Annotated in this window: 24 protein-coding genes; 12 read left to right on the top strand and 12 right to left on the bottom strand. The window is 64.6% G+C overall.

Annotation, left to right across the window (positions count from 1 at the left end):
- Positions 1–83: 83 nt before the first annotated feature.
- Together AC0L3X_RS06445 and fabI are read right to left on the bottom strand one after the other, a co-directional pair.
- Positions 84–683: a histidine phosphatase family protein gene (locus tag AC0L3X_RS06445; protein WP_063984925.1), complete on the bottom strand. Its 600-nt coding sequence runs from the start codon at positions 681–683 to the stop codon at positions 84–86.
- 14 nt (positions 684–697) lie between these two features.
- Complete coding sequence (gene fabI, locus AC0L3X_RS06440) at positions 698–1,513, bottom strand: enoyl-ACP reductase FabI (RefSeq protein WP_063984926.1); 816 nt, start codon at positions 1,511–1,513, stop codon at positions 698–700.
- A 171-nt stretch (positions 1,514–1,684) separates the two neighbouring features.
- On the opposite strand from fabI, the gene AC0L3X_RS06435 reads away from it, so the two are divergent.
- Both AC0L3X_RS06435 and AC0L3X_RS06430 read left to right on the top strand, forming a co-directional pair.
- Positions 1,685–2,173 (top strand): sigma-70 family RNA polymerase sigma factor, encoded by a 489-nt coding sequence (locus tag AC0L3X_RS06435; RefSeq protein ID WP_014497222.1) that lies wholly within the window; start codon positions 1,685–1,687, stop codon positions 2,171–2,173.
- A 106-nt stretch (positions 2,174–2,279) separates the two neighbouring features.
- Positions 2,280–3,050 (top strand): anti-sigma factor family protein, encoded by a 771-nt coding sequence (locus AC0L3X_RS06430; protein ID WP_014497223.1) that lies wholly within the window; start codon positions 2,280–2,282, stop codon positions 3,048–3,050.
- Positions 3,051–3,493: 443 nt separating this feature from the next.
- Here the strand turns inward: AC0L3X_RS06430 and AC0L3X_RS06425 are convergent, their stop codons facing one another.
- Together AC0L3X_RS06425 and AC0L3X_RS06420 are read right to left on the bottom strand one after the other, a co-directional pair.
- The gene (locus AC0L3X_RS06425; RefSeq protein ID WP_354131723.1) at positions 3,494–4,456 is read right to left on the bottom strand and encodes a J domain-containing protein; all 963 of its coding nucleotides are present in this window, start codon (positions 4,454–4,456) and stop codon (positions 3,494–3,496) included.
- 108 nt (positions 4,457–4,564) lie between these two features.
- Complete coding sequence (locus AC0L3X_RS06420; protein ID WP_063984928.1) at positions 4,565–4,972, bottom strand: RT0821/Lpp0805 family surface protein; 408 nt, start codon at positions 4,970–4,972, stop codon at positions 4,565–4,567.
- A 113-nt stretch (positions 4,973–5,085) separates the two neighbouring features.
- On the opposite strand from AC0L3X_RS06420, the gene pdxH reads away from it, so the two are divergent.
- The 3 genes from pdxH to AC0L3X_RS06405 are packed head-to-tail and all read left to right on the top strand — an operon-like array spanning position 5,086 to position 7,294.
- Complete coding sequence (gene pdxH / locus AC0L3X_RS06415) at positions 5,086–5,727, top strand: pyridoxamine 5'-phosphate oxidase (RefSeq protein ID WP_063984929.1); 642 nt, start codon at positions 5,086–5,088, stop codon at positions 5,725–5,727.
- Positions 5,728–5,752: 25 nt separating this feature from the next.
- Positions 5,753–6,505 carry an SDR family NAD(P)-dependent oxidoreductase gene (locus AC0L3X_RS06410; RefSeq protein ID WP_063984930.1) on the top strand — a complete coding sequence of 251 codons (753 nt, stop codon included), beginning with the start codon at positions 5,753–5,755 and terminating at the stop codon, positions 6,503–6,505.
- 18 nt (positions 6,506–6,523) lie between these two features.
- A complete protein-coding gene (locus tag AC0L3X_RS06405) occupies positions 6,524–7,294 on the top strand; it encodes a class I SAM-dependent methyltransferase (protein ID WP_231144375.1) in 771 nt (256 codons plus the stop codon).
- 85 nt (positions 7,295–7,379) lie between these two features.
- Here AC0L3X_RS06405 and AC0L3X_RS06400 read toward each other — a convergent pair whose 3' ends face one another.
- Together AC0L3X_RS06400 and AC0L3X_RS06395 are read right to left on the bottom strand one after the other, a co-directional pair.
- Positions 7,380–7,598, bottom strand: a complete 219-nt coding sequence (locus tag AC0L3X_RS06400) for a hypothetical protein (protein WP_028148212.1) — start codon at positions 7,596–7,598, stop codon at positions 7,380–7,382.
- A gap of 186 nt (positions 7,599–7,784) precedes the next feature.
- The gene (locus AC0L3X_RS06395; protein ID WP_063984932.1) at positions 7,785–8,762 is read right to left on the bottom strand and encodes a magnesium transporter CorA family protein; all 978 of its coding nucleotides are present in this window, start codon (positions 8,760–8,762) and stop codon (positions 7,785–7,787) included.
- Between the two features lie 337 nt (positions 8,763–9,099).
- Between AC0L3X_RS06395 and AC0L3X_RS06390 the strand changes: the two genes are divergently transcribed.
- The gene (locus AC0L3X_RS06390) at positions 9,100–9,786 is read left to right on the top strand and encodes a L,D-transpeptidase (protein WP_063984933.1); all 687 of its coding nucleotides are present in this window, start codon (positions 9,100–9,102) and stop codon (positions 9,784–9,786) included.
- A gap of 36 nt (positions 9,787–9,822) precedes the next feature.
- On the opposite strand, the gene AC0L3X_RS06385 is transcribed toward AC0L3X_RS06390, so the two are convergent.
- A complete protein-coding gene (locus AC0L3X_RS06385; RefSeq protein WP_063984934.1) occupies positions 9,823–10,920 on the bottom strand; it encodes an extensin family protein in 1,098 nt (365 codons plus the stop codon).
- Between the two features lie 64 nt (positions 10,921–10,984).
- Here AC0L3X_RS06385 and AC0L3X_RS06380 point away from each other — a divergent pair, with 64 nt between their 5' ends.
- Positions 10,985–12,613: a fatty-acid--CoA ligase gene (locus AC0L3X_RS06380; protein ID WP_063984935.1), complete on the top strand. Its 1,629-nt coding sequence runs from the start codon at positions 10,985–10,987 to the stop codon at positions 12,611–12,613.
- Between the two features lie 290 nt (positions 12,614–12,903).
- Complete coding sequence (locus AC0L3X_RS06375; protein ID WP_063984936.1) at positions 12,904–13,758, top strand: DUF1499 domain-containing protein; 855 nt, start codon at positions 12,904–12,906, stop codon at positions 13,756–13,758.
- 72 nt (positions 13,759–13,830) lie between these two features.
- On the opposite strand, the gene AC0L3X_RS06370 is transcribed toward AC0L3X_RS06375, so the two are convergent.
- The 4 genes from AC0L3X_RS06370 to AC0L3X_RS06355 form a co-directional block, all read right to left on the bottom strand.
- A complete protein-coding gene (locus tag AC0L3X_RS06370; protein WP_063984937.1) occupies positions 13,831–14,748 on the bottom strand; it encodes an MBL fold metallo-hydrolase in 918 nt (305 codons plus the stop codon).
- A gap of 189 nt (positions 14,749–14,937) precedes the next feature.
- Entirely contained in the window at positions 14,938–16,152 is a 1,215-nt protein-coding gene (locus AC0L3X_RS06365; RefSeq protein ID WP_028148218.1) for an acyl-CoA dehydrogenase, read from the bottom strand.
- A gap of 138 nt (positions 16,153–16,290) precedes the next feature.
- Positions 16,291–17,367 carry a 3,4-dihydroxy-2-butanone-4-phosphate synthase gene (ribB, locus tag AC0L3X_RS06360; protein WP_063984938.1) on the bottom strand — a complete coding sequence of 359 codons (1,077 nt, stop codon included), beginning with the start codon at positions 17,365–17,367 and terminating at the stop codon, positions 16,291–16,293.
- 190 nt (positions 17,368–17,557) lie between these two features.
- Positions 17,558–19,288: a cation:proton antiporter gene (locus AC0L3X_RS06355; protein WP_063984939.1), complete on the bottom strand. Its 1,731-nt coding sequence runs from the start codon at positions 19,286–19,288 to the stop codon at positions 17,558–17,560.
- Between the two features lie 67 nt (positions 19,289–19,355).
- Here AC0L3X_RS06355 and AC0L3X_RS06350 point away from each other — a divergent pair, with 67 nt between their 5' ends.
- Together AC0L3X_RS06350 and AC0L3X_RS06345 are read left to right on the top strand one after the other, a co-directional pair.
- The gene (locus AC0L3X_RS06350; RefSeq protein WP_063984940.1) at positions 19,356–19,883 is read left to right on the top strand and encodes a DUF3124 domain-containing protein; all 528 of its coding nucleotides are present in this window, start codon (positions 19,356–19,358) and stop codon (positions 19,881–19,883) included.
- 54 nt (positions 19,884–19,937) lie between these two features.
- The gene (locus AC0L3X_RS06345) at positions 19,938–21,170 is read left to right on the top strand and encodes an aminotransferase-like domain-containing protein (protein ID WP_063984941.1); all 1,233 of its coding nucleotides are present in this window, start codon (positions 19,938–19,940) and stop codon (positions 21,168–21,170) included.
- A gap of 8 nt (positions 21,171–21,178) precedes the next feature.
- Here the strand turns inward: AC0L3X_RS06345 and AC0L3X_RS06340 are convergent, their stop codons facing one another.
- Positions 21,179–21,451, bottom strand: coding sequence for a helix-turn-helix domain-containing protein (locus AC0L3X_RS06340; protein ID WP_014497240.1), 273 nt, complete (start codon positions 21,449–21,451; stop codon positions 21,179–21,181).
- Positions 21,452–21,607: 156 nt separating this feature from the next.
- On the opposite strand from AC0L3X_RS06340, the gene AC0L3X_RS06335 reads away from it, so the two are divergent.
- Both AC0L3X_RS06335 and AC0L3X_RS06330 read left to right on the top strand, forming a co-directional pair.
- Positions 21,608–22,060, top strand: coding sequence for a hypothetical protein (locus AC0L3X_RS06335; protein WP_063984942.1), 453 nt, complete (start codon positions 21,608–21,610; stop codon positions 22,058–22,060).
- Positions 22,061–22,213: 153 nt separating this feature from the next.
- The gene (locus AC0L3X_RS06330) at positions 22,214–22,435 is read left to right on the top strand and encodes a hypothetical protein (protein WP_063986595.1); all 222 of its coding nucleotides are present in this window, start codon (positions 22,214–22,216) and stop codon (positions 22,433–22,435) included.
- Positions 22,436–22,567: the final 132 nt, after the last annotated feature.

Genomic DNA, 22,567 nt, shown 5'->3' with positions numbered 1-22,567 from the left:
TCGCTGGGTCGGTTCGGGCGTGTGGTAACGCGCGGGGGGCCGGGGGTCAAACCCATAGCCACCGTGGATGACGGCGAACCGACCTAACTAAACTTCTCAAGCCGCCCGTCGCGGAAGACGTAGACGGCGCCCTGCTCGATATAGAGCTCGGCGGCGCTGGCCGGCGTCTCAAGGCCGAGCGAAACCATCAGGGCCCGGCAAGTCCCGCCGTGGGCGACGGCGACGGTGTCGGTCCGGAGCTCGTTGTACCAGGCCCGCACGCGGACCTGCACATCGGCGTAGGTCTCCCCGTCCGCGGGGCCGACCGTCCATTTGTCGGCGAGGCGCCTGGCATAGACGTCCGGATCGGCCGCCTCGCTCTCGGCCAGCGTCAGCCCTTCCCAGCTGCCGTAGCCGATCTCGCGCAGGCGATCGTCGAGCGCGTAGTCCGCCGGCGGCAGTTCGAGCTTGCCGCGCGCGAGTTCCATGGTCTGGCGTGCACGCCCGAGCGGGCTCGACACGTAGGGTAACGCCGCCTTGTCCTTGCCGTCGCGCTTGAAGAGATCCGCCAGCACGCCGCCGGCCTGCACGGCCTGACCGCGTCCACGCGCGTTCAGCGGAACGTCCTTGGTGCCCTGAAGCCTCCCGAGCGCATTCCACTCGGTCTCACCGTGGCGAAGGTAATAGATCGTGGGCACCGGCATTCCAGATTTATAAGCTAGTCCTTGCCGCCGAACGAGATGTCCGGCGCGTCCGGGCGCTTCATGCCGAGCACGTGATAGCCGGAATCGACGTGATGCACCTCGCCGGTGACGCCGCGCGCGAGGTCGGAGAGGAAATACAGCGCGCTGCCGCCGACGTCTTCGATCGAGACGTTGCGCCGCATCGGCGCGTTGTTCTCGTTCCACTTCAGGATATAGCGGAAGTCGCCGATGCCGGATGCCGCGAGCGTCTTGATCGGGCCGGCCGAGATCGCGTTGACGCGGATGTTCTTCTCGCCGAGATCGGCGGCGAGATAGCGCACGCTGGCCTCCAGCGCGGCTTTCGCCACGCCCATCACGTTGTAGTGCGGCATCCACTTCTCGGCGCCGTAATAGCTGAGCGTGATGAGCGAGCCGCCATCGCTCATCAGCTTCTCGGCGCGCTGCGCCACGGCCGTGAACGAGTAGCAGGAGATCAGCATCGACTTGGAGAAATTCTCCGGCGTGGTGTCGACGTAGCGGCCGTCGAGCTGCTCGCCATAGGCGATCGCATGCACCAGGAAGTCGATCTTGCCCCACTTCTCCTTCAGCACTGCGAAGGCGGCGTCGATGGTCGCGGCATCGGTGACGTCGCAATGGCCGAGCACGAGGCCGCCGATCTCGGCAGCGAGCGGCTCGACGCGCTTCTTGAGCGCATCGCCCTGATAGGTGAAGGCGAGCTCGGCGCCGGCTGCGTGGCATGCCTTGGCGATGCCCCAGGCGATCGAGCGGTTGTTGGCAAGGCCGAGGATGACCCCGCGCTTGCCCTGCATCAGACCTGAATTCTGCGCCATTTGCTAACGTCCCGTCGAGCTCTCGTTGAGGTCTGGAGGTACACCAGCCCTCCTTCGCGGTACAGTCCTAATACGCGGCGTTAACGCTGTTTCAAGCGCCGGAATAGCCGTTCCGTTCGGGTGTTATGATGATTGAGGCGCTCGCGCCGGACAGCAGGACGTCAAGACGGCATGAGTGCGTTTCGCCAGAGTGTGGAAGCCATGATCCCGGCGTTGCGCCGCTACGCCCGCGCGCTCACGCGCGATGCGGATGCGGCCGACGACCTGGTGCAGGATACGCTGGTGCGGGCGCTGCGTTCGGAGCGCCTGTTCCTCGGAGGCGATGTCAGGAGCTGGCTCTATACGATCCTAACCAACCTCAACAAGAACCGGCGGCGCTCGCTGGCAAGGCGCCCGCAATTCACGCAGCTGACGGAGAACAATCCGGATGCCAGCGGGACCGAGGCCGAAGGGCGCGACATCGAGAAGGCGCTGGCGACGCTGGTCGAGGAGCAGCGCTCGGTGCTTCTGCTGGTGATGCTGGAGGGCATGAGCTACCGCGAGGTCGCCGACATCCAGGGCGTGCCGATCGGCACCGTGATGTCGCGCCTGGCGCGAGCGAGAGCCCACGTTAAAGCCTCGCTGGAAGGTGAGCGCCCGGCGCTCAAGCGGGTGAAGTGATGGCAGTGTTGATGCATCGCGCAGGTCGCTTCGCCTGCATGGCGCGGGAAGCAGCGCAGTTGAACTGCGAAAGACATTTTGGGCCGCAGAGCCAGAGACGATCGATATGAACGACCATAATATTCCCATTACCGAAGACGAGCTGCACGCCTATGTCGACGGCGAGCTGCCGGCCGAGCGCCGCGCCGACGTCGAGGCCTGGCTTGCCGCACACCCTGACGATGCCGGACGCGTGCAGTCCTGGCGCGCCATGGCCGAGATGCTTCACGCGCGTTACGACTCTGTCGTCCAGGAGCCGGTGCCGGCCCGGCTGGAGCTCGAGCGGCTGGAGCGCCGTCCCCGGCAATGGCTCTATGGCGCCGCGGCGGCTGTGCTGGTCGCCTTCGTGGCCGGCGGCACCGCCGGTTGGGTGGCGCATGGCGCGGCCAACGCCCCCTCGACCTTCCAGAGCTTTACAGCGGACGCGCTCGACGCCCACCGCCTCTATGTCGTCGAGGTTCGCCACCCCGTCGAGGTCGGCGGCAACGAGCGCGACCATCTCCAAGCCTGGCTGACCAGGCGTTGCGGCTGGACCGTGTTCGCGCCGAACCTGGAGGCGAGCGGGCTGAAGCTCGTCGGCGGCCGGCTCTTGCCGGGGCCGAACGGTCCGGCGTCGTTCCTGATGTATGAGGGCGCCTCGGGCGAGCGGTACACGATCTACACCGCCAAGACCGAGACCGGCGCGACTCAGATGCGCTACGCCAAAGCCGACAAGGACGGCGCACTGTTCTGGGCCGAGCGCGGCGTCGGCTACGTCGTCAGCGGCGGCAGCGATCGCGATCGCCTGACCAAGGTCGCGCAGGCGGTCTACGACCAGGCCGAGAAAAACGGTACCTGAGCAACCGCTTGAAGGCGGTGCCTCGATTCCGACATTGAAAATTTGGAATCAAGACATGGGTGCGTCTCATTATCGCACCGGATGCTCACGAGAAAATGAGTAGCGTTCGATCCGCCGATCGACGCGGGCGGCCTCGATTGGGGTTTTTGGTACCGCGCTGGTCCCCCTCTCGAGGCCGCACCTATTATCGACTGCCCCGCCGGACAGCCGACACGTCGAACCACATGAGCCGAGAGGCGCTCTCACGCCTCAGGCATATGACGAGCATCATCTGTTGAGAGATGCTCTGGTCCTTTGGGAGACCCCCCTTCAGTTGCGATCTCGCCCTAAAGCGCGATGGCTCGCGCTTTAGCAATTTTCTTTGCGCATGATCTTTTCGGAAAACGGCTGAACGCCGCATGAACGCCTCGCTCTCACGCGGCCCTCCGGGTCCGGATCATGCTTTAGCCAAGCCCGCTACGTGGATTGTAGGGGTGTTGGTCCCGCCACTTCTCCATCAATGCCTCAAGCTCGGCGTCGTTCCCGTCCGGTAGCATAATCCTGATGGTGACGAAGAGATCCCCGGTTCCGCCAGTTTTTGGCAATCCCTTGCCCTTGAGGCGGAAGGTCCGGCCGCTGGAGGTGTTTTTCGGGACCGACAGTTCCACGGCATTGCCGAGGGTCGGCACGCGGACCTTGCCGCCGAGCACCGCCTCGTAGAGCGTGACCGGCAGGTCGATCCTGAGGTCGGCACCCTCGATCTTGAAGAACGGGTGCGGCGCGATGTTGATCGTGATCAGGAGATCGCCCGGCGGATGGCCCTGGGCGCTCTCGCCCTGCCCTCGCAACCGGATCTGCTGGCCCTCGGTGACGCCGGCCGGAATCTTGACGTTGAGCTCCTTGCCCGTCGGCAACCGGACGCGCTTCTCGCCACCCTTGACCGATTCTTCCAGCGAGACGCTCATCGCGACATTGACGTCGAGATCGAGGCCGATCCCTCCGGTGTCGAATTCGAACTGCCCGGCGCCGCCGGCCCCGGGCCGCGCACCACGCGTCCCGCCGAACATGCTGTTGAGGATGTCCTCGAACGCGCCGCCGCCCTGACCAGGGCCCGCGCCGCCGCTGCGGAACGTATAGCTTTCGAACCCGCCGGGACCCGCACGGCCGCGCGGCCCGCCGCCGCCCGGAAAACCCTGGAAGCGCGGCTTGCCGTCGGCGTCGATCTCGCCGCGGTCGAACTGCTTGCGCTTGTCCTCGTCGCCGATGATCTCGTTCGCCGAATTGATCTCGGAGAAGCGCTCGGCGGCCTTGGGGTCATCCTTGTTGCTGTCGGGATGGTGCTTCTTGGCAAGCTTGCGATAGGCGCTCTTGATCGCGGCAGCGTTGGCGCTCCGCGGCACCCCCAAGACCTCATAGGGGTCGCGCATCCGTCACGTCTCCTTCAAGAAATCGAATTGTTCAAAGGGCTCCCCGCCCCATCTGCTCGTCATGTGGGAGGCGAGTGGCATTTTTGCAACTAGCCGCAGAGCCGATTCCTAGCTCCGCCACGGCTTTAGCGTATGAATCTCCCAACGGCCACGGCTGCTTTGGCAGCCGGCGCCCTGGAGCCAGCTTTCGGTGCTGCCATTGACGTAGCTCGCCAGGAAGTCCCGGCACTTGCGGCCGTCCTCGGCAGCGTAGGACTGCGCGATCGGCGTCACCGAACCACGCGCACCGGTTTCCGGATTCTCCCAGTGCTGGCTGGAATCCTTGTCGCCCTTGCTCAGCACGTCGGAGGCGGCGTTACGGGCGAAGGCAAGATCGGTGTCGGTCGGCGGGGCGTCCTTTGCCGCCCGCGCGATCGAGCCGGTCAGGTCACTGTCGTCGGCCTTGGCGTAGGCGCTGGTGTCGTTGCGGGAAAAGCTGCAGCCGCCGGAGCCGAGCCCGATCAGAATCATTGTCATGACAAAGCCGGACGGCCGGATCGCCGATAGGCCAACGCGTCCCCATGCCCTATATAGGGCGGTAGCGGACAACAACGCGTTTTGGGCCGCTGGACGCAATTCGGACTCCGGACATGACCGACACGACCTCGATGAAACACCAGACACCCTTAACATCCGGTGATTTCACCGCCGCCGACGAGCCATTTGCGCTGTTCGAGGCCTGGCTGAACGAGGCGATCAAGACTGAGCCGAACGATCCGAACGCCATGGCGCTCGCAACCGTCGACCCCGACGGGCTGCCAGACGTCCGCATGGTGCTGATGAAGGGCTTCGATGCCGACGGTTTCGTCTTCTACAGCCACATCGCGAGCCAGAAGGGCCGCGAACTCGCCGCAAATCCTAAGGCGGCGTTACTTTTTCACTGGAAGTCACTGCGCCGTCAGGTCCGCATCCGCGGCAACGTGACGCCGGTGACCGACGCCGAGGCCGACGCTTACTTCGCCACCCGTCCCAAGCAGGCGCAGATCGGCGCCTGGGCGAGCAAGCAGTCCGAGGCGCTGGAAAGCCGCTTCGCCTTCGAACAAGCCATCGCCAAAGTCGCGGCCAAGCACATCATCGGCGAGGTGCCGCGGCCGCCGGGCTGGAGCGGCTGGCGCATCACGCCCTCGCGTATCGAGTTCTGGCACGACCGCCCGTTCCGCCTGCACGACCGTATCGAATTTCGCCGTGACGCGGCCGGCCAGCCATGGTCCAAGACGCGGATGTATCCCTGAGCTTAGGCCGACCTGAAAGATGTCCATGCCGCATTCGTCCAATGCGCCGCGCCGCACGCTGCTCCTGACCGGAGCGAGCCGCGGCATCGGCCACGCCACAGTGATCCGCTTCTCGTCGGCGGGCTGGCGCGTCATCACCTGCTCGCGGCATCCCTTCCCCGAGGACTGTCCGTGGGACGCCGGCCCCGAGGATCACATCCAGGTCGACCTCGGCAACCCCCTGGACACCGCGCGCGCGATCACCGACATCCGCAACCGGCTCGAAGGCGGCATGCTGCATGCGCTCGTCAACAACGCCGCGATCTCGCCGAAGGGGCCGGGTGGCTCGCGGCTTGGCTCGGTCGACACCGACCTCGACACCTGGACGCACGTCTTCCACGTCAATTTCTTTGCGCCGATCATGATCGCGCGGGGATTGATCGAGGAGTTGAAGGCGGCCAGGGGCTCGGTCGTGAACGTCACCTCGATCGCGGGCTCGCGCGTGCATCCCTTTGCGGGCGCCGCCTATGCCACATCGAAAGCTGCGCTTGCATCCCTGACGCGCGAAATGGCCTCCGATTTCGGCCGCGTCGGCGTCCGCGTCAACGCGATCGCGCCGGGCGAGATCGACACCTCGATCCTGTCGCCGGGCACCGAGAAGATCGTCGACCAGCAGATCCCGATGCACCGGCTCGGCACGCCCGACGAGGTCGCCAAGATCATCTACGTGCTGTGCACGGACACCAGCTCTTACGTCAACGGCGCCGAGATCCACATCAACGGCGGCCAGCACGTGTAAAGGCCAGGCAGGCGAAGCATGGGCCGGTTCGCGAGCACTGCGTCACTCTACGAGCATTTGCGGCCGCCCTACCCGAGCGAATTCTTTCGCAGCGTCGCGCACAAGCTTGGTCTCACCAAACAGAGCAGCCTGATAGACCTCGGCACCGGACCCGGACTCTTGGCGCTCGGCTTCGGCCCCTATGTCGGCCGCGTTGTCGGCGTCGATCCCGAGCCCGAGATGATCGAGGCGGCGCGACGCGCCGCAGCGGGCGCAGGGCGGAATATCACGCTGATCGAAGGCAAGGCCGAAACGCTGGCTCCCGACATCGGCAGCTTCGATGTCGTGACGATCGGGCGCGCCCTGCATTGGATGGATCGCGACCTGACGCTTGCACTGCTCGACCGGCTCGTCGCGCACGACGGCGCAATTGCCATCTGCGCCTCATTCTCGGCCACCGACGGCCGCAACCCGTGGCTTGACGGCTACAATGAAGCGCGCCGCCGATGGTCACCGGCCAAGCTGTGGGAGGAGGCCGGTCGGGGCACGCGGACTCACCGCGACCTCCCAGCATTCTTTCGCGGCAGTTCGTTTCAGCCCGCTGAACTCGTCTCAATCGAGACCAGCCATCTGGTCGGCCTGCACGACCTGGCGAAACGCACCCTCACCTACTCGTCGTCATCGCCGGAAGCGCTTGGCGAAAATGCCGACGCGATGCTGCGCGATGTCGGGCAGCATCTCGCTCCCTTCAGTCGCGACGGTGCTATCGCCGAGACCGTCGTCTCGACGGCCCAGATCGTGAAGCGCTAGATGATTTTCCCGCTCGAAGCGCGGGAAGCAAGGCGATCCAGACAACGCCGCCGCAGGACCTGGATCGCCTTTACCCTTCCGTTCCTCAATCGACTCGAATCCGACGCGACCGATCGCGCAGCCGCGGAGCGGCCGTGCTGAACGCAGTCGAGCAGTCGTCGTCGTTCTCACCGTCGAGCAGCGGAGCACCACAGTGCCGGCACATGCGCGCCGACATCGACGACGCCTTGCCGCTCGCCAGGACCTGACGGTAATTCGCCAGATCGATGACGTTGCGGGGCGACGTTATGTGTTTTTCAACCATGGCTGTTCCTCGCGGCTAACATGCTGCTTATCGCAGACAAGTTTCGCGCAAACGTTCAGCCCACTGCTCAAATTTTACCGGAGGAATTGGGGCGGCGGGCACACATCACGGCGCGGCCTCAATCCCGCTCTATTCTGCGACACCAACCATCGTGTCTCGTTGAACAGCGTAAGGTCTCGGTAGGTATCAAAGCCACTTCTTCCACTTGAAGAGCCAGTACGGGACGATCGCGGCGGCGAGCATCATCACCAGCGCCATCGGATAGCCGTGGACCCATTCGAGTTCCGGCATCGCCTTGAAATTCATGCCGTAGATCGAGGCGATCAGCGTCGGCGGCATCAGGACAACGGCCATGACCGAAAACAGCTTGATGATGTTGTTCTGCTCGAGATTGACGACGCCGAGCATGGCGTCGAGCACGAAGGTGATCTTGCTGGAGAGATAAGAGGCGTGGTCGGTCAGCGAGGCGACGTCGCGCTGCATGGTCTTGAGCTGCTCGCGCATGTCCTTCGACCATTTCACGCCCTCCACCACCGCGGAGAGGAAGGTGACGACGCGGCCGATCGACACCAGGCTTTCGCGAACCTTCGAGGTCAGGTCGCCCTTGCGGCCGATCGAGATCAGGATCTGGGAATATTGCTTGGCGTGGCCGTGGCGCTCGCTCTCGGGCTCGAAGATGTCGTGCGAGACCTGGTCGATCTCCGCGCCGCAGCGCTCCAGGATGTCGGCGCAGCGGTCGATCACGGCGTCCAGCAGTTCCATCAGCACCATCTCGCCGGTGATCGCGGGCGTGCAGGAACGGGCCAGCTTGGCCTCGACCAGCGCAAACGGCTTGGGCTGGTCGTAGCGCACCGTCACCAGGCGATGGTCGCCGAGAATGAAGGTCACAGCCGTGGTCCGGGGCATGTCGGTGTCGGACTGGCACATCAGCGTTGCCGTCATGTAGCGGGCGCTGTTCTCGATATAGAGGCGGCTGGAGATCTCGATCTCCTGCATGTCCTCCCGGGTCGGGATCGCAATACCGGAGAGCCGCTCCACCGCCTTGTCCTCAGCCGCGGTCGGGTTGACCAGGTCGATCCACACCGCATGCTCTGGAACCGCCGCGAGGTCTTCGACAACCGCTTTCTTGAGGGAGGAGTCGGTGGGAACGAACACAGAAAACATGCACAACTCCAGCAGGGGCCTGCGACAGACTGACAGCCCTTAGCGCGATTCTGACAAGTTCATGATGACAAGCACATTAACGGAGCGTTTGCATTTGTGGCGGCGCCGTGGCCCAACCGTGGCACGGAATCGACAGTCGGGCGTGCTTTACCTAAAAACCAGCACAGGAGCGCAAAACTTGCGGCAAAAAAGCCACAGCTCGGCTCTTGCAGCGCGGGAAAAGGTCCGAAACGCTGGAATTGTGGCAGATTTCAACGATAATAGGGCCCAACGGAGTCGTGGTTTGGGCGCGTCTCAAGCCCCGCGAAAGCTAGTTGTTGTCGATTGGAACCAAATCATGTCGTCGCTGAAAGTTATGCTGGGTATTTTGGCCGCTGGCCTGATGCTGTCGGGCTGCATGCAGGCCACACATTTTGAAGCGACCGACACCAAGGCCTTCAAGCCGAAGGACAAGGAACTCCTCGCCAAGGTCCGGTACGAGAACACCCCGGTCGCCGAGCCGTTCCGCCGCGCCATCGTCGATTACCACCGCAAGGAATCGCCGGGCTCGATCGTGGTCGATTCCGACAACCATTACCTCTACTGGGTGATGGATGGCGGCAAGGCGATCCGCTACGGCATTACCGTCGGCGAAGAAGCCATGGCATGGTCGGGCATTGCCAAGGTTGGCAGCATGACCGAGTGGCCGGCCTGGCATCCAACCCCGGGCGAGATTTCGCGACTGGGCGTGCCGACCTACGTTGCACCGGGTCCGGACAATCCGATGGGCTCCCGCGCGATGTATCTCTACTCCGGCGGCAAGGACACGCTGTTCCGCATTCACGGCACCAACCAGCCGGAATATATCGGCGCCTCGATCTCGTCGGGCTGCATCCGCCTGACCAACGAGGATGCCATCGACCTCTATGGCCGCGTCAAGGTCGGCACCATCGTCGTGGTGCTCGAGCCGAAGCATGGCGACTCGCCCTACAATTCGCGCCTCGCGCTCGGCGGCAGCCAGACGGGCCAGGCGGGCAGCTACTGATCGCTTCCTGCTCTCGGACATTCAAAAGCGCCGGTTTTACCGGCGCTTTTTTGTTGCCGGCTTGTGCGGCTCGGCTTTGGTGCCATCGGCGGCCGACTTGTCCGCCGGCGCAGGGGATTTCTGCGCCGGCTCGTCATCAGCTCCGTCCTTGGCTCCATCCTTGGCCTCAGGCCTGGCCGCGACCTCGCGCGGCGGCGCCTCCTCGGGCCGTCCCGCCGGCAGCAACGGGGCGACCTGCGGCAGGGGATCCCAGACGTTCCACTGACAAATCCGGTAGTCGTTGCGCCGTTGCGCCAGGTCGAGATGGATGTGGTCCTCGTGATACCAGTCCGAGCCCGGACCGAGCACGGTGGAAAAGCGCGCGCAGACTGAATGCAGCACGCGCTCGCGCACATCGCGCGGCATGCCGCGGTCGGTCAGGCCGATCGACCGCCCGTTGGCGAGCTTGATGGCGCGGACGTCGAGCGCGTTGGCCTTGCCGTGTTCGGACAGCATCGCGCCGGCGACGCGGTTACGGCCTCGGCATTCGAAGCTGTCGAAATTGTCGAGATCGCTGATGGTCGAGCCGAGGCTCGCCGCCAGCGGCACCATGTCCTTGCGCACCCAATCGGCGATCGCGGACGCCATGGTGCAGCGGAGGATCGCCGCCGGCTTGACCGCCACCTTGCGCTTGTCCGGCAGCACGATCGCCTCCAGGCGCACCAGATCCTCGCCGCCGCAGGCGCCGGGGCCGCGAATATCGGGAATGGACGGCGCGACTGCGATCTCCTCGGTCAAGGCGAGCCGGCAGGCCGAGAGTTGCTTCTCGGGCGGCGGCGCGGCCTCGGCGGGCTTGGTCGCGCTCGGCTTGTCTGCGGAAGGCTTCCCCTCTGCCTCCGGCGCGGCCTCGTCCGTTGCTTGGGGGGCCTCCTCCGGACGGGGCTTTGGTAGCGGTATCCTGGCGGAGTGCACCTTCGTACGTGGCCGTGGTGTCCCGAGGCCAAAGATATCCAGCGGCGCAGCATATTTTCGTGCTTCTGCCCGCTCCGCCAGCACAAGCGACAGCCCGAGCGCAGCGGTAACCATTGCCGCGCCTGCGGACATATAGCCGCGACAAGACCATTTGCGGCGAAAGTCCGGCAGGCTAAAACTCATGACAATTCTTTGGCCCAGCGCTGAGAGCTATAAAAAGTCCAGCCCACCTCGGAGGAATGTCTGAATGCTTGGTTTGATGCAAGATTGGCCCCTGCTCTGCCACCGGATCATCGAACACGCCGCCAAGATTCATGGCAAGCAGGAGGTCGTTACGCGATCGGTCGAGGGACCGATCCATCGCACCACCTACGGCGAAATCCACAAGCGGGCGCTCAAGGTCTCGCAGGTGCTGGAGCGAGACGGCATCAAGCTCGGTGACCGGGTCGCAACGATCGCCTGGAACACCTGGCGCCATCTCGAGGTCTGGTACGGCATCATGGGGATCGGCGCCATCTGCCATACCGTCAATCCCCGCCTTTTCCCCGAGCAGATCGCCTGGATCATCAACCATGCGCAGGACCGCATCGTGATGACCGACCTCACCTTCGTTCCGGTCCTGGAGAAGATCGCCGACAAGCTGCCAAGCGTCGAACGCTACGTCGTGCTCACCGACAAGGCGCATTTGCCTGAGACCACGCTGAAGAATGTGGTCGCCTACGAGGACTGGATCGCGGAGGCCGACGGCAAATTCGAATGGAAGGACTTTGACGAGAACACGGCCGCCGCGATGTGCTACACATCCGGCACCACGGGCGATCCGAAGGGTGTTCTGTATTCGCATCGCTCCAACGTGCTGCACGCGCTGATGGCAAACAATGTCGATGCGCTCGGCACCAGCGCGTCCGAGACAATGCTGCCGGTGGTGCCGCTGTTCCATGCCAATAGCTGGGGCATCGCCTTCTCGGCCCCCTCGCAAGGCACCAAGCTGGTCATGCCCGGCGCCAAGCTCGACGGCGCCTCCGTCTACGAGCTGCTCTCGACCGAGAAGGTGACGCACACGGCGGGCGTGCCCACGGTGTGGCTGATGCTGCTGCAGCACATGGCCGCCAACAATCTGAAGCTGCCGGCTCTGAAGATGGTGATCTGCGGCGGCTCGGCGATGCCGCGCTCGATGATCAAGGCCTTCCTCGACATGGGCTCGAACGTGCGCCACGCCTGGGGCATGACCGAGATGAGCCCGATCGGCAGCGTCGCGGCGCTGAAGCCGCCGTTCCAGAATGCGACCGGTGAGGCGCGGCTCGACGTGCTGCAGATGCAGGGCTATGCGCCCTTTGCGGTGGAGATGAAGATCACCGACGATGCCGGCAAGGAGCTGCCCTGGGACGGCAAGACCTTCGGCCGTCTCAAGGTCTCCGGCCCCGCCGTCGCCAAGGCCTATTACCGCGTCGACAGCAACATCCTCGACGAGGAGGGCTTCTTCGACACCGGTGACGTCGCGACCATCGACGAGGCCGGCTACATGCGGATCACCGACCGCTCCAAGGACGTGATCAAGTCCGGCGGCGAGTGGATCTCCTCGATCGACCTCGAAAACCTCGCGGTCGGCCATCCCGCCGTGGCGGAGGCCGCCGTGATCGGCATCTATCATCCCAAATGGGACGAGCGGCCGCTGCTGATCGTGCAGCTCAAGCAGGGCCAGCAGGCCAGCCGCGAGGACATCCTGAAGTTCATGGACGGCAAGATCGCCAAATGGTGGATGCCTGACGACGTCGCCTTCGTCGAAGGCATTCCGCACACCGCGACCGGCAAGATCCTGAAGACCGCACTACGCGACCAGTTCAAGGATTACCGTTTCCCGAACGCGGCGGCGTAACCCTCGGTACCACCCTCCCCTGGAGGGCGTGAGCGCTCGACGCATTGAAGCCCCACAACGTCATGGCCGGGCTTGTCCCGGCCATCCACGCCTTGCCCCGCGGCACGGAGAACGTGGATGCCCGGGCATAGGCGAGCGGAAGCGACGCCGTCCTTCGGACGGCTATGCCCGGGCATGACGGTCTGGGCGCATGCGGAACCCTTGAATTTGCCTCCGGGCCGTGGTCTCAACGGCCCATCGTCGCGCCAAATCGGCCGACATCGCCCAAACCCCCGGCAGAGCTTCACCCTATGGCCCGCAGGTTTTCCGCTCCCTATCAGTCGGAGCCCGTGTCCAGCCTCGCGAGTTGGGCGCGCAATCTGGCCGTGTTCGCGGTGGTGGCGGTGGTGGTCTCGATCATCATCGTCCGCTTCGACTTCCTGGAGATGAGGCCGGCGCTGATGACGTTCTTCGGCGGGCTCGCGATCGCCGGCCTCTCGATCCTGTTTGGGCTCGCGGGCTTTGCCGCGATCTGGCAGAACGGCTCGCGCGGCATGGGGCGCATCCTGCTCGCCTTCCTCATCAACGGCGCGATCCTCGCTTATCCCGCTTATCTCGCCCTGCAATACCGCAAGCTGCCCCCGATCTACGACATCACGACCAACCCGATCGACCCGCCGCGCTTCGACGCGCTCGCGCATCTGCGCACCGGCGATGGCACCAACACCGCGGTCTATGCCGGCCTCTATTCGGCCGAGCAGCAGCGCCAGTTCTACCCGGACATCGAGCCGATCGAGCTGGAGATCCCCGTCGATCGGGCCTATGCGATCGCGCGCCAGCTCGTCATCAAGCGCAAATGGCTCGTCATCGACGAGCGCGAGCCGCAGCCGCCGCGCCGTATCGGTCGCATCGAGGCGGTGGCACGGACGCCGATCATGGGGTTCCGCGAGGACATCTCGATCCGGGTCGTGCCCGACGGTGACGATTCCCGCGTCGATATCCGCTCGGCGTCGCGCTATTTCGACAGTGATCTCGGCAGCAACGCCGCGCGCGTCAAAAAATTCATCGACGATCTCAACACCGCCGCCGACGCCGACGCGCTGAAACCGGTGAAGAAGACGCCGGTCGCGCCGCCGAAGGCACCGGCGAAGACGGTGAAGAAATGAGATCGGCGAATGGGGAGTAGCAAATAGCGAGTGGAAAGCACCTATTCGCTGCTCCCTATTCGCCATTCGCCCCTAAGCCATTCGATACGTTCCACCGATCACGGGATCGCCGTCCGTCGTCACCACGCCGCGCGCGACCAGATCTTCCAGATGCGCCAGGACCGAATAGCCGGCGGCCGTCGTCAGCCTGGGATCGATACCGATATAGATCGCGCGCACCATGGTCGGGATATCGGCCTCGCCCTTGGCTAGGCGATGCAGGATCGAGGCCTCGCGCGCCTTGCGGTGGCGGATCAGGAAGCGCACGAAGCGCTGGCCGTCCGGGATCTCCGGGCCGTGGCCTGAGAAATACAGATCCTCCTCGCGCCCGGCGAGGCGGTCGAGCGACTCCATGTAGTCGATCATCGAGCCGTCGGGCGGCGCCACGATCGAGGTCGACCAGCCCATCACGTGATCGCCGACGAAGTTGAATTTCCGTTCGGGCCAGGCGAAGGCGAGATGATTGGCGGTGTGGCCGGGCGTCGCCACGGCCTCCAGACGCCAGCCGTCGCCTTCGACGACGTCGCCATGGGCGATCCTGATATCGGGCGCGAAATCGCGGTCGGCGCCGGACTCCGGATTGTGCTTCTCGCTCTCGAAGCGCGGTCGCGAGGCACGGTGCGGGCCCTCGGCATAGACAGGCGCGCCGGTCGCCTGCTTGATCCGTGCCGTGTTCGGCGAATGGTCGCGATGGGTGTGGGTGACGAAGATATGGCTCACCGTCTCGCCGCGCACGGCATCGAGCAGCGCCGCCGCATGCGCCTCATCGTCCGGGCCGGGATCGATGATCGCGACGTTGCCTTGGCCTACGATGTAGCTGACCGTGCCGGTGAAGGTGAACGGGCTCGGATTGTTACAGAGCACGCGCCGCACGCCGGGACGGACTTCCTCGACGACACCGGCTTTGAGCGGAAAGTTGCGGTTGAACGGGATGTCGTCGTTGTCGGACATGGGACTTCCTGTGCACTGCAGCCCCAACCCTCACCGTCATACCCCGCGAAAGCGGGTATCCAGTACGCCGCGGCGCCTGAGGCGAAGGCGAGGTCTCTGGGATACTGGATCGCCCGCTCTAGTGCGCAATTGCGCACAGGGCGGGCGATGACAGCGGAGCAAACTAGCCGCGGCCGAAGAACGCTGCGACTAGAAAAACGCCTGGATGCCCGTGATCGCACGTCCCAGGATCAGGGCGTGGACGTCGTGAGTCCCCTCGTACGTGTTGACGGTCTCGAGGTTATGGACGTGGCGCATCACGTGGTACTCGGCCGAGATGCCGTTGCCACCGTGCATGTCTCGCGCGACGCGGGCGATATCGAGGGCCTTGCCGCAATTGTTGCGCTTCATGATCGAGATCATCTCGGGGGCAAACTTGCCCTCGTCCATCAGACGGCCGACGCGAAGCGAACCCTGGAGGCCCAGCGCGATCTCGGTTTCCATGTCCGCCAGCTTCTTCTGCACGAGCTGGGTCGCGGCGAGCGGCTTGCCGAACTGCTTGCGATCGAGCGTGTACTGGCGGGCGCGGTGCATACAGTCCTCGGCGGCGCCGAGCGCACCCCAGGAGATACCGTAGCGGGCGCGGTTGAGGCAGCCGAACGGGCCCTTGAGGCCGGACACGTTGGGCAGCAGCGCGTCCTCGGGAACCACGACGCCATCCATCACGACCTCACCGGTGATCGAGGCGCGCAGGGACAGCTTGCCGCCGATCTTCGGCGCGGAGAGGCCCTTCATGCCCTTTTCCAGCACGAAGCCGCGGATCTGGTTGTCGTGCTCGGCCGACTTGGCCCAGACCACGAACACGTCGGCGATCGGCGCGTTCGAGATCCACATCTTGCTGCCGGTCAGGCGATAGCCATCCGAGACCTTCTCGGCGCGGGTCTTCATGCCGGCCGGATCGGAGCCGGCGTCGGGCTCGGTGAGACCGAAGCAGCCGACCCATTCGCCGCTGGCGAGCTTCGGCAGGTACTTCTTGCGCTGGTTCTCGTCGCCATAGGCGTAGATCGGGTACATCACCAGCGAGGACTGCACCGAGTTCATCGAGCGATAGCCGGAATCGACCCGCTCGATCTCGCGCGCGACGAGGCCGTAGGCGACGTAGCTCGCATTGGCACAGCCATATTCCTCAGGCAGCGTAATGCCGATCAGGCCGAGCTCGCCCATCTCGTTGAAGATCTCGCGGTCGGTCTTCTCCTCGAGATACGCCTTGGTGACGCGCGGCAGCAGCTTGTCCTGGGCATAGGCGCGCGCGGTGTCGCGCACCATGCGCTCGTCTTCGGTAAGCTGCTCGTCGAGCAGGAACGGATCGTCCCATTGGAAAGAAGCCGCAGCCGGCTTGTCCTTGGTCTGAGGGCGCACGCTCATGAAACGTCCTTTCGTCTGGTTCCGTCAAAATTTGCCCGACAAAGTAAAGCGCCGCGGCAACAAGTGCAATTGCGTTGCAGATGGATGGCTCTGCGTGAACCCCGGGGATGCGCAACGCGCGCCCCCGGAATGACAGCGCTAGCTTTCAAGCTGCTCGTTGGCGACGATCTCGATGCCGAAGCCTGACAGGCCCTTGTAGTCGTGCACCGAAGAGGTGAGGTGGCGGATCGAGGTGACGCCGAGGTCGCGCAGGATCTGCGCGCCGACACCGACCTCGCGCCACTGGCGGTTGCGGTCCGCCTCGCTCGCGCTCTCATCGGGCAGCGGAGCAACGGGGACACCGGCGGCGCCGTCACGCAGGTAAACCAAGACGCCACGGCCGGACTTCTTGAAGTGCTCGAGCACCGCCGCCATGCGCTTGTGGCCGGTGAAGATGTCCTTGACAATGTTGGGCTTGTGGAAGCGCGTCAGCACGTTCTTGCCGTCGCCGACGCCGTTATAGACGAACGCGACGTGGGCGATGGAATCGAACGGCGAGCGGTAGGCATAGCCCTGAAGCGGCCCGATCGGGCTGTCGGTGACGAAGGTCGAGACCCGCTCGATCAGCTTCTCGCGCACCTGGCGGTAGGCGATCATGTCGGCGATGGTGACATGCTTGAGCTTGTGCCTGGCGGCGAACTGCGCAACCTGCTCGCCCTTCATCACGCTGCCGTCGTCGTTCATCAGCTCGCTGATGACACCGACCGGCGGCAGGCCGGAGAGCTTGCACAGATCGACCGCGGCCTCGGTATGGCCGGAGCGCAAGAGCACGCCGCCGTCCTTGGCAATCAGCGGGAAGATGTGGCCCGGGCGGGCAAAATCGTTGGCGCCGACATTGGGATTGGACAGCGCGCGGCAGCACGAGGCGCGCTCTTCGGCCGAGATGCCGGTGCCGCCGTCGGGCTTGTAGTCGATCGAGACCGTGAATGCGGTGGTGTGCGCGGAATCGTTGTGGGCCACCATCGGATCGAGCCGGAGGCGGCGCGCGTCCTCGGTGGTCACCGGCGCGCAGACGATGCCGGAGGTATGGCGGATGATGAACGCCATCTTCTCGGCGGTGCAGAGCGAGGCGGCGACGATCAGATCGCCCTCGCCCTCGCGGTCCTCGTCGTCGGTGACGACCACGAGCTCACCCCGGGCAAAGGCCTGCAAGACTTCCTGAACGTTATCGGGCATTTCCCAATCTCTATCGGTTATGGCCGGGAGGCTTAGCCGGACGCCTTAGCCGGACTTGGCCCCAAGCGCTAGTGTCCTGGACGCAACCGCATATGCCTGATGGCGGGCCGGCCCGCGGGTCTAAGGCTTGCACCGAAGATACCAGGGATATAGGCGCACACGGCCCGGACGGAAAGCGGCCGCGCCGCCTTCAGGGCAGCACTTCGCGCCGCTCGCCGAGCCGGACATCGAGCTCGGCCCGCTTGTCGGCCAGCAGGCCAGCCTGGGCCGCTTCGATCACGGTAAACAGCTCATGAGCGTCGCTGAGCCGGGTCACCGTGACGTAGCTGGCGCCGGCCGCGTAGAGCTCGCTCACATCCGACAAAAGATCGGCCGTGGCCACGATCATGGCGGTCGGGTTGAGGGTACGGACGTGGCGGACCAGCTTCTCGTTGCTGGCGCCCTTGAGAAGGGCGTCCGGCACGCTGAGGATGATCATCTCGGACTTGCCGACGCCGGCATGGAGCAGCGTGTCGGCGCTGCTGATGTCACCATAGATCACGTGCAGGCCGCGCGATAGCAGCGTCTTGTACACATTGGGATTGAAGTCGATCACGGTGATCTGCTCGAGCAGCACCGGCGCCTGCCGTTCGATCTCGGCCAGCAGCGCGCTCGCCGCACGGAAAAAGCCGAGGATGACGATGCGGCGGGCCTCGCCGTGGCCGCCCTCGTGCCCCTCCTCGGCGTGGCCGTTGCCATGGTCGAGGTCGCGCAGGCCGATCCGCTTCAGGGGGCCGATCGCCCAGCGGGTGATCTCGTCGCTGCGGGTCATCACGAAGGTCGAGAGCACCGCCAGCACCACGAAGGCAAAGGAGGCCGCATTCGCCGTTTCGGCCGCGATATGATGGTCGGCGACGCCGGTCTGGATCACCACCAGCGAGAACTCGGAGATCTGCGCGAGGTTAAGGGCCGGCAACAGGCTGGCGCGCAGGCCCTGCTTCATCAGGTAGAGCGGGGCGAAGGTGGTGACGAGGCGGCTGACCACCGTGAACGCCGCGATCATCAAGGCAAGCCCGATCACGGAGAGGCCCGGCACGGGAATGGTCATGCCGAGCGCGACAAAGAACAGCGTGATGAAGAAGTCGCGGAGCGTGGTGACCTTGGCGGTGACGTCGAGGGCGTAAGGGAAGGTCGACAGCGAAACGCCGGCGATCAGCGCACCCATCTCGCGCGAGAGTGAGAGCCGCTCCGCGGTCTCGGCGACGAGGAAGCACCAGGCGAGCGCGCCAAGCAGGATCAGCTCGGGGCGGCGGGCAATCTGATGGAATAGGCGCGGCAGCACGTAGCGGCTGACCAGCAGCGCGGCGGCGACCAGCACCGCGACACGGCCGATCGACAGCAGGATGACGCTGACCTCGAGATTGGCGAGGCTCGGCTGCACCGCCAGGAACAGGATGGCGAAGATATCCTGGAGCACCAGCACACCGAGCGTGATGCGGCCGGGCAGCGTGTCGAGCTCGCGCTTCTCGTAGAGCACCTTGACGATGATCACGGTGCTCGACAGCGCGCAGGCGACGCAGAGATAGACCGCATCGAAATGCCCACCGCCGAGCGACAGGCCGATGCCAACAAAGAACAGCACCCCGAGCACGCAGCCGCCGATGAGCTGGCCGCCCGCCGCGAACAGGATCACCTTTCCCGCCCGCACGATCTTCTTCAGGTCGATCTCGAGCCCGATCATGAACAGCATGAAGATCAGGCCGAGCTCGGAGATGACGCTGATCGATTCCTGCGATTTGACCCAGCCGGCACCGAATGGACCTATGCAGAAGCCGGCGATAAGGTAGGCCAGGATCAGCGGCTGCCGGGAGAAATGGGCGAGCAGGCCCAGCATCCAGGCAAACAGAATACAGAGAGTGATGTCGCGAATGAGTTCGTGCATACCAAATTGGTCCGTTTTGCCGCACCCTAGGGCCAGGTTGCGGCGCGGCAAGCGAGCAATTCGTCACATGCGAGCAGGGCTTTTCGCAGCAATGCTGCTATGTCCCCTCGCCTCTGCCGCGCCCGCAGCCGCGCAATCCAAAGTCAATATCGAACAAAACTTTGCCGATTCGCTCACCACACTGCCGAAGGAGGAACTCGCCGTCTCCGGCGGGTTCTATGTGCCCGCCTATTCCAGCGTCGCGATGAGCCAGGGCAAACTACGTGTCGACTTCTCGGTGACGCTGAGCGTTCACAACGCCTCCGAGACCCAGCCGCTGGTGGTCAAACGCATCGCCTATTTCGACACCGCAGGCAAGCAGGTCGAGACCTACCTGAAGGGCCAGGTGGCGCTGAAGCCTCTGGCCACCGTCTCGATCTTCATTCCGACCGACGATGTGCGCGGGGGGACCGGGGCCAATTTCCTTGTCGACTGGGCCGCAACAGGCGAGATCGCCGAGCCAGTGGTCGAGGCCTTGATGGTTGGCGGCGTCGCCAATGCGCATTACGCTTTCATCAGCCTGGGCCGTCCGACGAGGACGGCCGGCAAGAAGTAAGGCACGCCGGCGCAAGGCCGGCCGCTCAACAAGAACAAAACGAGGAACGCCCCCATGACGTCCAGCTTCGATTTCGCGCCCCTGTTTCCCGCAGGGCTGCCGGCCCCTTCCGCGCGCTGGACGGGCCTCGCCAAGTACAGTTTCGTCGGCGGCAACAACGATTCCGAGCAGTTGCCGCTCGACGGCCTGATCGAGGCGACCAATTCCGCCCTGCAAAAGGAAGGCCGCTCGCTCGCGACCTACGGCCTGGCGCACGGGCCGCAGGGCTACCTGCCCTTGCGCGAATTCCTGGTGACAAAACTGAAGCGCGACGCCGGCATCAACTGCACCGTCGACGATCTCCTGATCGTCTCCGGCTCGCTCCAGGCGCTCGACCTCGTCAACGCGACGCTGCTGACACGCGGCGATACCGTGATCTTCGAGCAGGACAGCTATCAGGGCTCGTTGACCCGACTGGCGCGGCTCGGGGTCAACGTCGTCGGTATCCCCCTCGACAAGGACGGCATGCGCATGGATGTGCTGGCCTCGACGCTGGCCGATTTGAAGAGCCGCGGCATCCGGCCGAAATACATCTACACCATCCCGACCGTGCAGAACCCGACCGGCAGCATCATGCCGGAGAGCCGCCGCACCGAACTGGTGCGGCTCGCGGCCGAATATGGCGTGCCCATCTTCGAGGACGATTGCTACGCCGATCTCGTCTGGTCGGGGCAGCGACCGCCGGCGATCCACGCGATGAGCCCGAACGGCGGCGTGATCCATATCGGCTCGTTCTCGAAATCGATCGCACCGGCGCTGCGCGTCGGCTTCATCGTCGCGCCCTGGGATGTGATGTCGCGGATGCTGGCGCTGAAGACGGATGCAGGCTCCGGCGCACTGGAGCAGATGGTGCTGGCCGCCTATTGCAAGCCGCATTTCTCGACCCACGTGCCCGCGTTGACGAAGGCGCTGCGCACCAAGCTCGATACGCTGATGGAGGCGCTGAACGAGCAGTTCGGGACGGCGGCCGAGTTCGAGGAGCCCAAGGGCGGCATCTTCCTGTGGGTGAAGCTGCCCGACCAGGTCGATACGCTAAAACTCTATCAAGCCGCGCTCGCCGCCGGCGTGTCGATCAATCCGGGCCCGGAATGGTCGACCAACAAGCCCCATTCCAGCTCGCGGCTCAGGCTGTGCTTTGCGAGCCCCTCGCATCAGCAGATCCGTGAGGGCGTCGCCGTGCTGGCCGAGGTCTGCCGCAAGGAGTTCGGCGTGCCGGCCCGCAGCGCCAACGTGGAGAAGCGGGCCTAAGGCTCGCTCTAGGCCACCTGAGGCTGGCTGCCGTGGATCGCGGAGGCCAGCCGCAGCAGCAGCACGATCGAGACGTTGCCCTTGCCGGCCTCGATCTGGGCGATGTAGCGCTCGGAAATCCCGGAGCGGCGTGCCAGCTCCCGGCGCGACAGCTCGCACCGCGCACGCGAGGACCTCAAGCGCTCGCCCAGCTCGGCCAGGAACGCGGTCTCGGAATAAGGCGGCACGGCACAGCTCCCCGGCAGTACCTCGCCCGCGAAATCCACGACTTGATTCAGCATCGCTCTCACCAACTTCGCCTTCGGGAGCGCCATCCTACCCTTGATACGACCGGCCTCATTGACGCGGATCAAATTCGCGCGCGATTGCCAGCTCGCATGGACGATCGCGCGCGGGATGCTACACTTGGACTTGTTCGAGGCGGGGTTTTTCAGGACATGAAGCGTTGTCTAGGCTGCTGGATCGCGGCGGCGATGCTGTGGATTGCGTTCACGCCAGCGGCGGGCGCCGAGACGCTTGCGGCGACGGTCGAGCAATGGGGCCTGCTCGGTTCATGGGCGGTCGATTGCGCGGCGCGGCCGGACCGCGACAAGGGCTCGCTGTTGACTTACGAGATCAGGAAGGACGGCCGGGTGATGTACCGGCGCGATTTCGGCGAGGCCAGGGACGAGAACGAAGTTGTGTCCGCCACGGTCGAAGCCGAGGGCCTGCTCAATGTGATGGTGTACTTCCCCTCGCTGCACCAGACGCGTGAGTTCGGGCTGCTGCTGGCGAAGGATGGCAGCTTGCGCGCGATCTACAATCGCAGCGAGCGCGGTGTGTACACGATCAGGGACGGCAAATACGTCGCGACAGGCGCGCCGACACCAGCGCAGCAACGCTGCGATTGAGCATCACGTTTGAGCATGATCGTTTGGAAAACCGCTTCACACTTTTCCGGATCATGGTCTGTCTGAACATCCATTCAGAATTCTCTTCCAGTTCCTCCGGAACGTTCGCACACATGCGCCGTTCTCATGTGCATTGCATTGGAGGAGGACATCATGAAGAAGCTTGGTTATGTGGTTGCGGCTCTCGGCGCGCTCGCGATCGTTGCACCGACGATGGCGAATGCCGAAACGGTGGTGATCAAGAACGGCTACCATCATGGCTACGGCGCCCGCGCCGAAATGCGCGAGCATCGCGACCACGGCTGGCATCGCGGCTGGCACCATCACGACCGGGTCGTCGTGGTCAAGCGCGGTCACCATCACCACTGGGATTAATGCGTAACGCATGATGGAAATGGCCCCTCGCGGGGCCATTTCTTTGCGCTCTTTCTTCCTTCTCCCCTTGTGGGAGAAGGTGGCGCGAAGCGCCGGACGAGGGGTTGCTTCAGCGCATTCAATGAGAATTGG

It is taken from the genome of Bradyrhizobium sp. MI1.7 (assembly GCF_055811795.1).
Note: the sequence above shows the minus strand (reverse complement) of the source record. Positions and strands in the feature narration are given on the sequence as shown.